The organism is Nonomuraea maheshkhaliensis (genome assembly GCF_039529435.1).
In the GTDB taxonomy this organism is placed as follows: Bacteria; Actinomycetota; Actinomycetes; order Streptosporangiales; family Streptosporangiaceae; genus Nonomuraea; species Nonomuraea maheshkhaliensis.
In genome coordinates this window covers 1-14,325 of the sequence record NZ_BAAAMU010000003.1, presented here as the reverse complement: position 1 = coordinate 14,325, position 14,325 = coordinate 1, and the positions used below count along the sequence as shown (strand labels likewise).

Below are 14,325 nucleotides of genomic sequence, written 5' to 3'. Positions count from 1 at the left end.
CTTGTCGGTGGCCTCGGCGACCAGCCAGCCATCGCTGCTGGCCAGCCTTCCCCCGGTTCCTCAAGCCACGCAGCCGGATCCATCCCGGCCGACCAGACAGTCGGCCACGCGAGCGCGTCGGCCAGCCTCAAGCGGCAAGGGCAGTCCTTCGCCGTCGGTCTCGCCCCACCAGCCTTCGTCCAAGCCCTCAATCAAGCCCACCGCCGTCCGGAAGAGTCCAACGGCGAGCCCGACATCGCGGAGGCTCGTTCCGGCAGAGGACTTGGCGATAGGGCCCAGCATGCTGCCACCTCCTCCGCGTCAGGAAGACCACGGACGCCTGGGAACCGGCCCGACCGTCGCTCCACCGCCTCCTGTTGGCTGATGCCTTCCTGTCACTTCCCCCCGAAACCGAGGTTCTGCCCTGTGTCATCCCAGACCGGCTCCCGCCCTTCGCACCGTGCGCGGCACGCATCGCCCGCCGTGAGCAGGCAGTATCGCCCGCCGGATGACATCCCCACGGAACAATTTGCGGCGGTTACCTTCGCAGTTGGACCCGATGTGTCTTCGGACCCGCTGTGGGCTTGTGTCGCCGACGTGCGGACCACCGCGTTGGCGGCCGCGGCGACCATCGAGGCTCTCCTGGCAGAGTCGCCCGCCACGTGGTCGTAGCAGCGGCGGGCGATCTCCCGTCGAGACAAGCACGTTCGTGCACACCACAACGAGAGATTGCCGCCGCTGGCATCTGAGCGCCTCCAGCGCCAGGCGCTCGTGGCGGGGCGTTGGACAAGCGCTGGCGTTCACTCAGGTGAGCACGACAGGCAGCCGTATGGGTTGCTGGTTCAGCGCGTCACCAGACCAAGGAATGTCGTCCAGTGCAACGGCTGGTCGAATGTTGGGAGCGACGAGGATCAGAGCACGCAATGCTTCTTGCAGGACCATCCGACCCAAGGCCCGGCCCAGGCAGAAGTGCCGGCCGTGCCCGAAGGCCAGGTGCGGTCGCGCTGGGGTGTCACCTGCATAGCGACGGATGTCGAATCTTCCAGGCTCGGGGAAGGCGTGTGGACAGTGATTTGCGTACCAGAGGTGCGGCAGCACGGCCGTTTCGGCGCCCACGGTGGTTCCCGAGGGCAGTTCTACCTGCGCCGTAAGATAGCGCAGCAGCCCGGAGGAGCCAGGTCCGTCGAAGCGCAGAATCTCCTCGACGGCTGGGGCGATCAGCTGGCGATCGTTGACCAGCGCCTGATATTGCTCCGGATGCAGCAGCAGCCTGAGCACGCCGCGAGAGATCATCATGGCTGTTGTCTCGTGACCGGCGATCATCAGCATGATCAGAAGATTGATCAGCACATCGTCGCCGAGCGGGCGGCCGTCGAGTTCGGCCCTGATGAGATCGTCGATCAGCTCACTGCCGGGCTCGGAGCGGTGGGTTGCGATCAGGCTCGCGGCATAAGCCTGGAAAGCAGCATAGGACTCGGCCCGTGTCTCCGCCGAGGCGGCTGAGACCGTTAAGAAGGCCGAGCTCCACTGGTGGAAGCGTGGGTAGTCTGCTGGCGGCACACCCAACACCTGGCAGATGACGTGTGAAGACAGCGGCAGCGCGTAGCCGGTCACGATGTCGACCTCGGAGCCGCGGACCGGATCGAGAAGGTCATGCGCGATGTCCGCGCAGGCGGGACGCAACTGTTCGGCAGCTTGTTCGGTGAAGAGCCCTTTGAGAATGCCCCGCTGACCGGCGTGCGCGGCCCCGTCCAGATTCATCAGGACCCCTTTCGCCACGTCTTCGAAGGACATCCCCTTCGCGAGCCGCGGCATACCGGGGGTGCACAGCCTCTCGCGGCTGCTGTGCTCACTGGCCAGCAAGGCACGAACGTCGTGATACTGGACCGCTGTCAGAATGCTGGCTCCGCTGGGAACGGTCATGGGCGCGACGGGGCATGTGCGTTGCCGTTCAGGCAAGGCGGGTGATGGGGTGCCGTGCGGACCCGGCGGGAGTTCGAGTGGATTGTCGGCGGCGGCTTCGAGTTCTGCGCTCACTGTGGGCCTCCTGGGTGACAGTGGGTTGCGGGATGAACTCTCGATCTTTGTGGTCGTCAAGGACGAAGGCCGCCGCTCATCTCATAATCGGCCCCCGTGATGCTCGCGGCGTATGGGGAGAGCATGAAGGCGGTCAAAGCGGCGACCTCGGTGGGTGCCACCATCTGGCCGGTTCTCATGCGGAGGGTTTTTGGCAGTCTCTCGAAGAACTCTTCGAGCGTGACGCCGTTCATCGCGGCTATGTCTTCCCACATGCTGGTAGCTACCGGACCTGGAGAAATGCTGTTGCTGCGGACGCCGTAGCGGCTTGCGTGGAAAGCGATGCTGCGAGTCATGGCGATCAAAGCGGCTTTGGAAGCGCTGTTGTCGATCGGGCCGGCGCCGGGCATATGCGCAGCCAGCCCCGCGATGTGCACGATGGCGCCGCGTGTTCGCATCAGGGGCAGTATTTTCGTGACGATCTCGAAAGCGGTGACTACATTGACTTCAAAGGTTGTCCGCCACTGTTCGGGGGTTACCTGGAGATCGTCCTTGCGTGCCCCGAACTGCACGCCTCCGACGCAGTTGACAAGGAAATCCACGTGACCCAGGTGGATCTCCGCTTGCCTGACGAGGGCCGCGACACCGTCAGGGTGGGTGAGGTCGGCCTGCACGAGGAAGGCTCCAGAGTCCTTGACTTCGGGGCTCGCTGAGCGGGATACCGCGAGGACTCTGACGCCTTCGTGATAGAGCCTGCGCACGACCTCCAAGCCGATGCCCCGACTAGCACCAGCGACGATCGCTCGCTTGCCGGTCAAGTGCAGATCCACGCGGCAGCAATCCTCTCGGCAAGAGCCGGCTTCAACGGAGCCAGCTGCTACAAGACAAACGCATACTGCAAGTCGGGTCTGGCCGTTCCGCCGCGGGCCACATCGCTGGATGGCGGCATGATCGTGGCCACCTCCATCGCGATGTGCCCAGGAGTGTCGCCGGTCACCAGGCCTAGAACGGACCAGTCGACCATGGCGAGGGCCCCGGGGTTCTCGACAAAAAATGCGATGGGCACGTCCGCGAAACATTCCAGGCCAGCACACTGCTGGTCTGCCTGTTGCCCCGTCAGCACCTGCTGATAGGCAGTTTGCAAGGTCCCGAGTGGCCACAGTTCCCGAAAGGTCTCCGCTCTGCCCACACGCACGTGACCGCACGCGACACCCGCGCGATCGACGCGTGGTGGATCCACCTCAACCTCCAGCGGCAAGATGCTTCCCTTGACGAGCTCCAGCGCCGCCTCTCGCCACCCTTGCTCAGTGGGATCGACCCTGTGACCCACCAGTCCCACCAGATCCCGCAAGGACAGCTCGACCTCGGCATAGGCCAGCCAGCCCTTGAGTACAGCCGAGAGCGGCCAGGTACTCCAGGTGGTTCCGGGTGGAAGCGCCCGTTCCAGATTTTCGTGGATATCGCTGCCCGACGGCTCGCAAAGGACCCGGTTCCAGCCGCTACACATCAGCACTGACGGCATCGGCAGTTCCAGCCAGCCGGCGATGTAGGTGTTGTTGATCATCGCAATGCAGGTGATACCGGCCTGCTCGCATGTCGTCCGGTACAGTCCGTGCATCATCTCGTGAAGTGCATGAGGTCCCGGCCCCCCCATGGATCCGGGACCTCCGCCCGTACACGCCGGGCGCCACAATCCCGCCGGGTCACGGGATTCCGGGGTACGGGGATCATCGGCAAGGCACCACCCGGTGTGGCTTGACGTCCCTGCAGGCGAAGGTAGGTAAGCCAAGGGTCAGCCTCCTTGCTGAGTATTTGGTCGCACTGTCAACGAACGGCTTTGACCGGCCGTATTTGCCCGGAGGCCAAACAGTTGAAGCAAAGTTGCCTACTGGCAAATACGATCACTGGTGTGACCGCCTGTTGTCAACAGCAACTTTGCCCAGGGGAACATCTTTTGCCTGCGGGCAAGACTCGGTATGTTGATCACAGCTCCATCCGTCATCCTCAAGGAGACGACCCGTGCCTGACACTCCGGGCTGTCCGCCGCTTTCGCGCGCCGACCTCCAGCAGCTGCTTGACGCGGTAGGCAGTCTGCCGGCGAACCAGCCGCTGTCGCCCGCCGCCCGCCTCAAGTTGCTGATCGAACTCAGGCGCGACCCGCGGGGGGGAGAGAAGTACAGCCAGGCGTACATCGCCGCACAGACGGGGCTGACCGACAGCGCCCTCAGCAAAATTCTGCGATTCCCCGATCGAAGGCCGCAGGCCCATACTCTTCACAGGATCGCGGAATTCTTCCAGGTACCCCTTGACTTCTTCACCAGCACTGACATAGGCGAAGTGTTGCGTCGCGAGATGCAAAACTTGTCCCGAGCAGACAAGCTTCTGCAGGATGCCGACGACCTCGGACTGGTCGCCACCAATCTCCGATCCATCACCGACCTCGGGGCTCGAGCGAGTCAGGCCGCTCAAGAGGTCGACGCACTCGCGCAGAATCCCGCCAATGCGCCCCATCTGGAACCGACTCTCTCGGCCCTCGAGGCCATGATTGGCCTCCTCCAGGTCGCCACCCGCGAGCACGAAGCCCGACGTCGGCAGGGCCACGACGGCTCATCTGCGTAATGTCATAACCCATCGCCCTGGGGAGCCGGGAAGTTAGCCATCGCTGCCGCTCGGTCCTGCAGAATTAAGTCGCTCCACCGAAGGAGATACGCATCGTGGTCATTGCCAGAACGGTGCTTATCGATGAGGTCGTCGAGTTACTGCCCCATCGCTTCTCACCGCGGACGGACATCCCAGACGTGTGCGACCGGCTCAGCGGGTTGCGTGGGCGCGAGGTGGTTCCTGTTCCCTTCGACTCACGCGATCATCCGCACATCACCTGCTCTGTCACGGGGTTCTGCATCCGGACCCAAGCCCGTGATTTCCTAGGCTATCCCGCGGATGCTTCGGACGCGTATAAGACCATAGTCTTCCTCCATGAGGTAGGCCATTGGGCGACGAACGACGCAGGGCAGCCCTTCAGCCATGCGGCTCTCATTCGTTCCGCAGCCCCCACGCTGTGCCGGCTGAGGGACGGCGAAACCATACAGGACGTTCTCGGCCGCGACGACTACGACGATCCGCAAGAACGCGCGGCTGAACGCTTCGCCCTTGACGTGGTAGGAACCATAACGTCCGGCGTCCATCGCGCCGACCCCTGGTCCCCATCCGTGTTACGCGGTGTACACGGTCCCATCGCCGATCCCTTCGGTTCACGGTCAAGGGAAACCCGGTGCCCGACTGGCTGAACTACGCGTTCGTTGGGGTCATGTGGTTGATCGTTCTCGGCCGAGGCGTCGCGATGTGGCATACCCGGGGCCATCTGATGATGTGGCTGGCACTGTTATCTGGCATCAGTAGCATCACCATCGATCAAACGCCACCACTGGCCGATTGGATCACCAAGCAAGCCGGGACACCGGCACTTGCCTTTGTTCTGGTCACCGTGCTCGCGCTCGCGGCCGTTACCTGGGTCACCACTTTTTTCCTGGCAGCTACCGAAACGGAGAAGGATTCTCGCTGGAGCCGCCGCCCGTGGTATTCGTGGTACTTCACAATCCCGGTGATGATCGCCCTGACAATCATCGCCTTCTCGGGCCGCCTCGACATGCACTCTGCCTACACGGCGGTGTGGCAACACTCGGCGACGCCGCAACAGCTGGCCATGATTGTGCTGTACGAGCTACATTTGCTCTTTAACCTCGCACTCATGACTTACCTGTTCATTAAACTAGCTCGCCGTGAAAATATCCCGTACATGCGCTTGGCATTGCGGATACTTGCCGCAACATCCGTCGGATCCGGTTCTCGCGGGGTCTACACGCTGGCAACCATCGTCGCGCCTCGCCCTTTCTGGCCCGAGACCACCGCGATCGTTCTCGACTTGAACATTATCTCCTACCTCCTTGGTTTCATCTCGATTACCGTCCTGGGCGTCGTAGGACTAGCCCAACACCGGACAGTTCGGCGGCAGCTGAAAGCACTCCTCCCCCTCCAGACAGCCTTGAGAAGCGCAGGACTGGGCCATCCCAGCCGCCTAACTGAGGACAATATGCCATTACGACAGGCACTGATCGCTCGCTACACCCAGATTGAAGATGGTCTCTGGCGACTGCGCCCTTACGGCACTCAGGATGATGTGGCCCGGGCTCACCTGTACATGCGTTCACAATGGATCTTGGGTAGAAGGCGCCGGGAGGCCATCGCCATGGCTGCGTGGATCTCCCTGATGCTTCACCGTCAAGAGCAGGGGATCACGCCTGCGCCTATTGACAAGGACGCGAGCACTGCCGCCCAAGGTACCTGGGTTGGCTCTGCCACCACTGCGGCAAAGCCGTTCATCATGCTGGCGCCATTCTTCGTCATTATACGTCGGACATGGGGTCGCGTCTGGGCCCGGTTACTGATTCTTCTTCGTAAGAAGCCTAGCTACATCAATCGGGACATCACACGGATGGCCCGGGTCTCAGCCGCCTTTGAAAGGCATCCCCAGGTGGCCAAGTTCGTCGAGACCTACGCGAAAAGCGCTAAGCAATCTTCATCCGCCTGATAGGCGGTTCCGCACACCCAAGCCCACGACGGGCGCAATGACGGGCCTGGCCTCGCACCGTGAATAATCGTCATGTCGGCCGCCTCCCGCGCAGGACGAGACACAACAGCCCTTTGCTGAGCGATGCCGCTCCCGCGGAAGGACCCTCATGGCTTCATCTTGGTCCACACTGGCACGCCTTCCCTCCGTACCGTTCCCGATCGTCATCGCCGTCATGTTGCCCATTGCCGTGGGAGGGCACGCAGCGGGAAGCGCTGGTGCAGCGTGGGGACTGGTATCCGGCCTCTTCACTGGCTTTGTGCCTCACCTGCTAGACCGGCATGCCAAGCGGCGTCGCGCACCGAGCACCTCGACTCCTCCGAGGCCACTGACCCAGATTGCCGGCACGACAGTGTCTCTGCTGCTTGGCCTGGTCATCGTCCTCGCCGGGCACGCGCCTCAACCGCTCGTCGCCTGCAGTGTCGTGTTCTTTGCGCTCATGGTCGCCATCGTTTCCATCCAGAGATTGTGCAGTTGGAACATCAGCATTCACGGAGCGAGCGCCGGCGCCGCTACCTCCATCAGCTTCCTCCTCTGGGGGCCCGCGTTAGGACTGCTCGCTGTGGTGCTCACGCTTTTGATCGTCATGTCCCGTGTGCGGATCCACCGCAGCACCAGCGGTCTCCAAGGGCACGAGCCTCTCGAAGCGGTCAGCGGCGCTCTGCTCGGAGCGGCATTGGGTGGGTCCATCTACGTTTTGCTCAGCTAACCTTGGTCGACTGGCCCTCACCCCCATCGAAACACGCTGCGATGTACCACCAACAGCCGAGACGCTTGCGGGACTCGAGATCTGGGTACTGCGTGCTGCTTGGTTAAGAAATTCGTGAACCATCGATGAAAATGGGGCCCACTCTGCCCCTGCAATGAGGTCATCGACACCCGCCAACAGGACGCTGCGCTCCGCTCTGTCAGTATCGCGGAGGTTTCCGCCATGGATGCGGCGGAACGTCCAGGCACTATTCATCGTACGCATTCGGCGACTGCAGGTAGAGCCACGCAACTCTACCGAGTGGGGCTCACCGATCGTCCTGCGCGTGACAATCCCCGTTGGCTTGAGTGCTAGCTGTCGCGGCTATGTCGAGGGCGGGATTGTGGTCGAAGAATCCGACCGGCTTCAAGCTGAAACCGACAGACTCGACCGGCATGACCGGCCAGTCTTCCGGCCGGACGAGGTGCGTGGCGCCCACGGTGTACCAGCAGACGAGTTCTGTATCCACCAGCGGCCGGTTGGCGGCCGTCCATTCGGGCAAACCAGCGCCCCCAGGGTGCTGATTCGGGAAATCGCCGGCAGCACGTCGCTCGCCGGCGCGATAGGGCGTCACCCAGAGGTGCTTGGTCGCGAAGCGTGCCCGCTTGCTGATCGGTGAGGTCTCGTCGGCCAGGAGTACTTGGCTTACATGAGTGGGCACAAGCTTGTAGGCCACCGGCTGACCCACGGCGTTGAGTGAGCCGTGGTTGACGAACTTCCAATGGCGGCCCTTGTCCGGGGCCGCCAGCCGCTGTGCTTCGGCCTCGGTGCGCAACAGCCTGGAGGCGGCGGTGAATGCATTTCCGTACGGGTTGCCGGGCCCGGACGGCTCCGGCACGGTCTCCACTTCATAAACACTGTTGTTCGGGCCGTCCACGCACATATCTAGCCGGAAGTTAAACAGGTGCTGATGGTGCGGACCAGCCAGCTCGGGGGTGACGAGGTTCGCGTACGCGTTGCTGGTGCCGGGAATGATGGCCTGAGCTTGGATGATGCCAAGGAGCTTCACCTCGGCCTGGATGGTGCCGTCGAGGTAGAAGTACCAGTAGAAGCCGTACTCGTAGTTGCCGACGGTGGCGATGAAGGATATGACGAGCCGCCGGGACCGGCGCACCTGCGTGGTGCCGGTGCTCATGTCGGTGTGCCGCCAGAGCACGCCATGATCTTCCTCATGTAGGCAGATGACGTTGCGCACTGTGGGGGGCGCCCCAGCCTCGTTCACCGTGACGGCGTCGAGATAGACGATCTCGCCCAGGCAGTCGCAGCCGAGCCGGAGGCTGTTGGCGACTCCGGGTGCTCCCAAGCCGACGTCCCCCGCGTCGAAGGCGGCCTTCCAGGACCAGTTCATGTCGGGCGAACCGTACGGCACCACCATCTCCGACAGGCTGGCCCGGTAGATGATCGGCCGCAGGCGCCCACCGTCGACATAGCCGATCTGGTGCAGTAGGAGTCCTTCAATCGGATGCATGGAGGCGCGCACCCGCCACGGCCCCCAGCTGATCGCGCCGTCGTCCACGCTGAAGCCGGGACCGCGGGGCTGCACGATCTGCAGCGGCGCGAGCTCCCGGGTGCCGCCGTCGTAGCGGCCTTTGTCGCGCGGTACTGCGACGGCTTCACCGTCGTGCAGGTGAAGGATCTGGCCGGTGTCGCGGTCGAGCAGCACAACGAGATTTTCGATCGGGCGCGCGAAAGGGTTGTCCTGCGGATTGTCCTGCATGTAGGCCACGCATCGGGCGAGCCGGCGGCCCTCGCCGTCGACGGGAAGGCCGAAGTTGCCCGCCGGCCACGGTTCGACGTGAACGTGGTCCATGGCGTAAATGCCGCGCCGAGCGCACGCCTGCTGGAATCCCGGATCGGCCCGGACCGCGGCAGCGTTGGCCAGCCACTCCTCCAGCATGATCGGAGGCTGTCCTTCTCGCACGTAGGTGCAGGACACGAGAGTTTCCGGCGGCAGAGCCACGGTGATCACAGCGGTCCTGCGAAGGTGTCGTTCGTAGGTGACCACGATGATGTCGCGGCGGGGCGCCACCCCGTCCCATCTGAGCACGAGGTCTTTGGCGGGCTCGGCCAGCGCGCAGTACGCGATGCGCGCCGAGGAGGTCACCGCGCCGCAGGTGAGCGCCACCCGGCACGCTGCTGCGGCCTCTTCCTCGGTGAGTGGGGCCAGGGGGTTGCGGACCCTGGCTCCGGTGGCGCTGCTGGTGGGCGGCTGAGTCATGACGAAACCCTCTTCCAAGGGGTGGGCCAGCGGCTCTGATCGCGTGCGCGGGCTGGCCGCTTCACTGGCCAGATCGGGGAGGGCGGGGTGAGGGGTTCGGAGCCCGGTCGCCGCAGTTGGAGGACGCAGATGCCGGCGAGGGTGATGAGCGCGCCGAGCAGAGCTTGAGGGCTCAATCGATCGCCGAGCCAGATGACGCTTAGTCCCGCGCCGAGCAGGGGGATCAGGTTGAGCACGATGCCGGCCTCGGCGATGGCGACGTGGGATACCGCGAGGTTGTAGGACAGGCAGGCGATGGCCAGGAGGAGGCCGCCGGCGAGCGCGAGCGTCCACAGTGCCGGCGAGCCGGGCAAGGCTGCAGCCATGGTGCTGCCGGAGTGCGCGGCCGTCAGGACGAGCAGGCACAGCAGGCCGATCGTGAATTGCCATGCGGTGTAGGTGAGCACGTCACCTCCGCGGGTGCGCCTGAACCAGGCGATGGCGGTGGAGTAGATTGCCGATACAGATGTGGCGCCGAAGGTGAGCAGGATGCCGGCGGACAGCGACAGGCTGGTGGGCGTCCCGGACAGCAGCCACACCCCTGGCAGGCAGAGCAGCAGCCCGGCCCATCCCGCGACTCCGAGCCGCTCACGCAGCACCAGCACGCCCAGCACGACAACGAGCATGCATTCGGTGCTCAGGAGCAGCGAGCCGGTTGCGGCTTGCACCGCGGTCAGCGCCAGCGCGAACAGCAGGCCGTTGCCGGCGGGTTCGAGCGCGCCCAGGAGCACAGCTCCGCGCAGTTGTGGAATGGGCCGATAACCTCGTGCCGCCACCACGATCCACAGCACGGCGGTGGCCGTTGCCACGTGCACGAGCAGGAGCGTCAGGACCGGCATTCGCTCGGCGAGCGTTGCTGCGGTGACCGGCGTGCGGGTGGCCCAGCAGACTGCGGCGATGACCAGGAGCGTTCGGTGCCGCCCGGGGAAGCGGAGTGGCAGGCCGGCCAGGTTCTGGGCGTGAGCTCGAAGGCCAGTCATCGGGGGATGCTGGCCTGCTGGTAGATGGAAGCGGCCAGGCCCGCCAGGTCGATGCGGCGGCCATCCTGATCCGTCGCGTGCCGGCCTGGGTCATGGGCGTACAGGTCCGGCCGTGGACGGTCCTCATCAGTGGGCTGGACCCAGAACCGGCTGAGCGGGTACAGCCCGATCGCTGAGACTGGATCCCCCATGGTCATCTCCGCGGCGCGCTGGCGTAGCCGTTCCAGGATCGGCCACTCCTGCGGATCGTCCACGAAGACGACCACAGATCGCTGGCCATGGATCGGCTGTCCGGCGCGATAGGCGGCAGCGATGTAGGTGAGCTTGGCCAGGTCGAGGGGCGTTGTGGGGGGTGCCACGTCGATGAGGCCGCGCCAGATCCAATCGTGGCGGCAGGCGAGGTTGACGAGCTCTTCGAGGGACGGCACACGGCCGCGGGCCAGGGCAGCCCGCAGATGCAGGGCCACGTTGACGAGCTCGGGCTGTATCCGGACGCGTACCGGCCGCCGTCCGGCCAATGTCGCCCGGAAGGCTCGCGCCTGGCGGCGGACCATCTGATGGTGGCGGCCCAACGCCCAATCGGTCCAGCGAGCCAGCAGGCGCGCGGGCCAGAATCCGTCGAGGGCGGCCTGCCATCCGTAGAGCGGATAGGCCAGGTAGGGGGTGTCTGGGCGGAACACGGCCGGCTCATCACTGGGAACACGGGCGATGACGCTGGCGGCGAACGTGCTCAGCCGTAAGGCGCCCTCCAGTTCGGGCAGCGTGGGGCGCGGGTCCGCTTCGATGGCGATGATCGGCTCGGTGAGGTTCCTTCCTCGGGTCTCCAGCAGGGAGATCCGGCGGTCTGTGGCGGTGACCAGCCAGACCGCAGGCATGGAGTAGAGGCACACGCCACTCACCACCTCCACCCGTCTGCGATCACGGGCATCGTGACGGGGCGGCGCGCCACGGGCCCACACATGGTGGGTGACACCGTCGAGGTGCACGCCGATATAGGGAGTCCGGCCGGAGTGCCCTGGCCTCAGGTCATGTTCCATGAGTGCGTCGCCGCTCAGGGCATCATCAGCAGGTCCCTGCCAGAGGTGGGTGAGGTTCGCGCGAAGCCTGGAGTCGGCCTTGTTCACTGCTCGGGCCCAGGCAGGCGGCGCTTCCGCGAGGGCCACCTGATCCAGACCGGCTGCCAGAGCGTAGGGCTGCTGGGGGGCGTCGACCAGGGGGCGGCTGGTCAGCTCGGGGAGGGCTTCCTCGCGGAGGTGCAGGGTGTGGAAGGCCGCCGCTTGGGCGGCGCTTGCGTAGGCGATGTCGGACACATGGTGGGGAGAGGCGGGCACGGGCATGTGAGCTATGCGTCCTTTTCCTGGGGTCGGATTCGGGCGTTGGAGCTGGGCGTTGGACCGGGGGTGGTGGCCTGGCTGGAGGCGTGACTGTGCTGCGGGGCTGGTGAAGGCCAGCCTGGGGGCGGCGTGGACGAGGGTCCGGCAGCGGGTCAGCGCGGGTATCGTGAGCACGCCCGGCCGGCTGCGGCTCGTACCTGGTCACCGGTGCGACGGGCGTGCCTCGTACGGCGGCGGGTCGGCTGGCGTTTCTTTCTGCGGTGGCTGGGTGGGGTCGTGCTGCTGGCGCGCCGCAACGGCCTGGCTTGCTGCGGTAATGCGGGCTGCCAGGGTCATGTTCGCGCGTCCGTGCCGGATCATGGCGATGCCCATCACGGCTCCTGGATCGGGCCGGTGGCCGGCGACACTGCCGGGCGTGCGTGGAAGGGCAGGATGGTGGCGCTGGCTGCGCTCAGCGCATCCAGCGTGGCCGGCTGGTAGGAGAGGCTGGCCAGTCGTCTCTGCAGCAGGGTGGGCAACGGGCTGGCCGATGCGGACTTCTTGCCGGTGACGAAAGTCCAGCCGTGCTCCCACGAGGAGTAGCACAAGATGCTGGGGAACACGTCGCTGTAGCGCTTGAGCGTTGCTCGCAGGGTTTCCTGCTGCCACAGGATGAAGGAACCTGCTTGTGTGCTGAGCACGCCGTCGGCGGTCAGAAGGTCCTTGCATCGCTGCAGGAAGTGTCGGGTGTAGAGGCGATTGTGCTGGGCGCCGCCCGTTGGATGCTCGTCCTGTACATCGATCACGATGACGTCGTAGTGGGTGCGCTCCTCAGCCGGGAGGGTGTGGTTCTCCTTCAGGCGCGCCTCGACGAACTGAAGGCCGTCCTCGATATGCAGGCGCACCCGGTCCTCTCCGGCAAGCGCGGCGTCGACTTCGGCCGGGGTGTAGCCGTAGGGCAGGTGCCTGGCGCACGCCTGCACGCACTCGAGGTCGATGTCGACGTGGTCGATGAGTGCGGCGCCCGCGTCGCGAGCCATCTGGGTGGCAACGCCTTCGCTGGAGCCGACGATCAGCACGCGGTCCCGGACGGGGGTCCGCCCGGGTCCGGCCAAAGCCAGCGCGGGCACCATCAGCGCCTCGTGGTAGACCAGCTGTGACGGCCCCTTCTCCGCGCTTTGTCGCTCCATCACGTCGGCCGCGTCGATGTCGCCGCTGAACAGGGTGATGCCGTGCTCGGTCCTGCCGATCAGCATGTGCTGGTAGGGGGTCCGCGCCTCGTACAGCACCTCGCTGACCGTCCATGTGCGGGTCAGGCCGGGTGCCAACGGCTCGGTGATGTATCTGGTCATGTGTGTGCCGCCTTTCGATGGTCGGAAGGGTGATGCGGGAGGGGCGGGGCGGAGCCGGGTGTGCCGCGATCGAGGAGCAGGACGTTGTATCGCGCGGGCCGTAGGGCGGCGCGCAGGACCTGCAGAGCTCGTTCGGGGTCGGCTTGGCCGCAGGTGAAGAAGTCGATGAAGCAGGCGGACTGTTCGGGCCAGGTGTGCACCGAGGCGTGCGACTCCGACAGCAGGGCCACGACGGTAGCTCCCTGGGATTCGAACGTGTGGTCTATCATGTGCAGCAGCGTGGCGTTGGCCTCCTTCAGCGCCTGCTGGAGCGCCACGCGCAGGAATTCCGTGTCGTTCAGCAAGGTGGGGTCAACGTCGTAGAACTCGCTGAGCACGTGGCGGCCACGGAAGTCGACATCGGGCGCCGGCGCGGCGGTCATCCGTCGTTCTTTTCGTGCTCGCCGGAGTCGACGATGGCCACAGCGAGCGGCGGCAGGCCGCCGAACCTGACGGCGGAGTAGCTGGCGGTGTAGGCGCCCGTGCACGTGATCAGGACCCGGTCGCCCGGACCCAGCGCGAGCGGCAGTTCGGGGCGGTGGCGTTGGTAGAGCACGTCGTCGGGGTCAGGTGTCGGGCCGGCGACGATGACCGCTCCTGTCGGGCCGTTCACATCCGGGGCGTGCATCGGGTAGTGGATCATTTCGTGCTCGGTTTCGATCAAGCCGCCGTACTTGCCGGCGTCCAGGTACACCCATCTCGTGCCCTCCCGGTGGAGGACCTGGACGACCTCGGTTTCGATCACTCCGGCGGATGCGGCGATGGCGCGGCCCGGTTCGAGGACGAGCTGCGGCCGGTTGTCGCCGAAGTGGTGGTCCAGGCTTGCGGAGATGGCGGCGGCGTAAGAGTTCAGCTCGGGTACCGGATCGGTGTAGGCGGCGGGCAGGCCGCCGCCCAGGTTCAGCAGGGGCAGCGGGCCGAAATCGTGGGCGATGCTGGCCGCGGCCTCGATCGGTTTGGGGTGTAGCTCGTTTGCAGTGACTGGCTGAGCTGGGCGTTCGCTGTCCTGGGCTG

General features: G+C 65.3%; 13 protein-coding genes. 3 read left to right on the top strand and 10 right to left on the bottom strand.

Annotated elements, in window-relative coordinates; genetic code table 11:
* Positions 1-783: 783 nt before the first annotated feature.
* Genes ABFX54_RS03010 through ABFX54_RS03000 form a run of 3 tightly spaced genes read right to left on the bottom strand, consistent with a single transcriptional unit; the run spans position 784 to position 3,616 of the window.
* Positions 784-2,016 carry a cytochrome P450 gene (locus tag ABFX54_RS03010; RefSeq protein ID WP_346101314.1) on the bottom strand — a complete coding sequence of 411 codons (1,233 nt, stop codon included), beginning with the start codon at positions 2,014-2,016 and terminating at the stop codon, positions 784-786.
* Positions 2,017-2,072: 56 nt separating this feature from the next.
* Entirely contained in the window at positions 2,073-2,825 is a 753-nt protein-coding gene (locus tag ABFX54_RS03005; RefSeq protein ID WP_346101313.1) for an SDR family NAD(P)-dependent oxidoreductase, read from the bottom strand.
* 47 nt (positions 2,826-2,872) lie between these two features.
* Positions 2,873-3,616 (bottom strand): hypothetical protein, encoded by a 744-nt coding sequence (locus ABFX54_RS03000; protein WP_346101312.1) that lies wholly within the window; start codon positions 3,614-3,616, stop codon positions 2,873-2,875.
* Between the two features lie 398 nt (positions 3,617-4,014).
* Between ABFX54_RS03000 and ABFX54_RS02995 the strand changes: the two genes are divergently transcribed.
* From ABFX54_RS02995 to ABFX54_RS02985, 3 genes are all read left to right on the top strand, one after another.
* Positions 4,015-4,614, top strand: a complete 600-nt coding sequence (locus tag ABFX54_RS02995) for a helix-turn-helix domain-containing protein (RefSeq protein ID WP_346101311.1) — start codon at positions 4,015-4,017, stop codon at positions 4,612-4,614.
* Between the two features lie 652 nt (positions 4,615-5,266).
* On the top strand, positions 5,267-6,583 hold the full coding sequence (locus ABFX54_RS02990) for a DUF6545 domain-containing protein (protein ID WP_346101310.1): 1,317 nt from the start codon (positions 5,267-5,269) through the stop codon (positions 6,581-6,583).
* A 391-nt stretch (positions 6,584-6,974) separates the two neighbouring features.
* Positions 6,975-7,331 carry a hypothetical protein gene (locus ABFX54_RS02985; protein WP_346101309.1) on the top strand — a complete coding sequence of 119 codons (357 nt, stop codon included), beginning with the start codon at positions 6,975-6,977 and terminating at the stop codon, positions 7,329-7,331.
* A 307-nt stretch (positions 7,332-7,638) separates the two neighbouring features.
* On the opposite strand, the gene ABFX54_RS02980 is transcribed toward ABFX54_RS02985, so the two are convergent.
* The 7 genes from ABFX54_RS02980 to ABFX54_RS02950 form a co-directional block, all read right to left on the bottom strand.
* The gene (locus ABFX54_RS02980) at positions 7,639-9,588 is read right to left on the bottom strand and encodes a primary-amine oxidase (RefSeq protein ID WP_346101308.1); all 1,950 of its coding nucleotides are present in this window, start codon (positions 9,586-9,588) and stop codon (positions 7,639-7,641) included.
* Positions 9,585-10,607: a DMT family transporter gene (locus tag ABFX54_RS02975; RefSeq protein ID WP_346101307.1), complete on the bottom strand. Its 1,023-nt coding sequence runs from the start codon at positions 10,605-10,607 to the stop codon at positions 9,585-9,587. Before ABFX54_RS02975 ends, ABFX54_RS02980 begins: the two co-directional genes overlap by 4 nt.
* Positions 10,604-11,917 (bottom strand): hypothetical protein, encoded by a 1,314-nt coding sequence (locus ABFX54_RS02970; protein ID WP_346101306.1) that lies wholly within the window; start codon positions 11,915-11,917, stop codon positions 10,604-10,606. Before ABFX54_RS02970 ends, ABFX54_RS02975 begins: the two co-directional genes overlap by 4 nt.
* Positions 11,918-12,142: 225 nt before the next feature.
* Positions 12,143-12,313 (bottom strand): hypothetical protein, encoded by a 171-nt coding sequence (locus ABFX54_RS02965; protein WP_346101305.1) that lies wholly within the window; start codon positions 12,311-12,313, stop codon positions 12,143-12,145.
* On the bottom strand, positions 12,313-13,272 hold the full coding sequence (locus ABFX54_RS02960; RefSeq protein WP_346101304.1) for a spermine/spermidine synthase domain-containing protein: 960 nt from the start codon (positions 13,270-13,272) through the stop codon (positions 12,313-12,315). Before ABFX54_RS02960 ends, ABFX54_RS02965 begins: the two co-directional genes overlap by 1 nt.
* Positions 13,269-13,694, bottom strand: a complete 426-nt coding sequence (gene speD, locus ABFX54_RS02955; protein ID WP_346101303.1) for an adenosylmethionine decarboxylase — start codon at positions 13,692-13,694, stop codon at positions 13,269-13,271. Before speD ends, ABFX54_RS02960 begins: the two co-directional genes overlap by 4 nt.
* On the bottom strand, positions 13,691-14,325 hold a 635-nt coding region (locus ABFX54_RS02950; protein ID WP_487047315.1), incomplete at its 5' end, for a type III PLP-dependent enzyme domain-containing protein. The genes ABFX54_RS02950 and speD, both read right to left, overlap by 4 nt.

Coding starts and splice junctions, on each gene's coding strand:
- ABFX54_RS02975 (WP_346101307.1), bottom strand. CDS start 10,607: ATGACTGGCCTTCGAGCTCACGCCCAGAACCTGGCCGGCCTGCCACTC.
- ABFX54_RS02960 (WP_346101304.1), bottom strand. CDS start 13,272: ATGACCAGATACATCACCGAGCCGTTGGCACCCGGCCTGACCCGCACA.
- ABFX54_RS03000 (WP_346101312.1), bottom strand. CDS start 3,616: ATGATGCACGGACTGTACCGGACGACATGCGAGCAGGCCGGTATCACC.
- ABFX54_RS02965 (WP_346101305.1), bottom strand. CDS start 12,313: ATGGGCATCGCCATGATCCGGCACGGACGCGCGAACATGACCCTGGCA.
- speD (WP_346101303.1), bottom strand. CDS start 13,694: ATGACCGCCGCGCCGGCGCCCGATGTCGACTTCCGTGGCCGCCACGTG.
- ABFX54_RS02980 (WP_346101308.1), bottom strand. CDS start 9,588: ATGACTCAGCCGCCCACCAGCAGCGCCACCGGAGCCAGGGTCCGCAAC.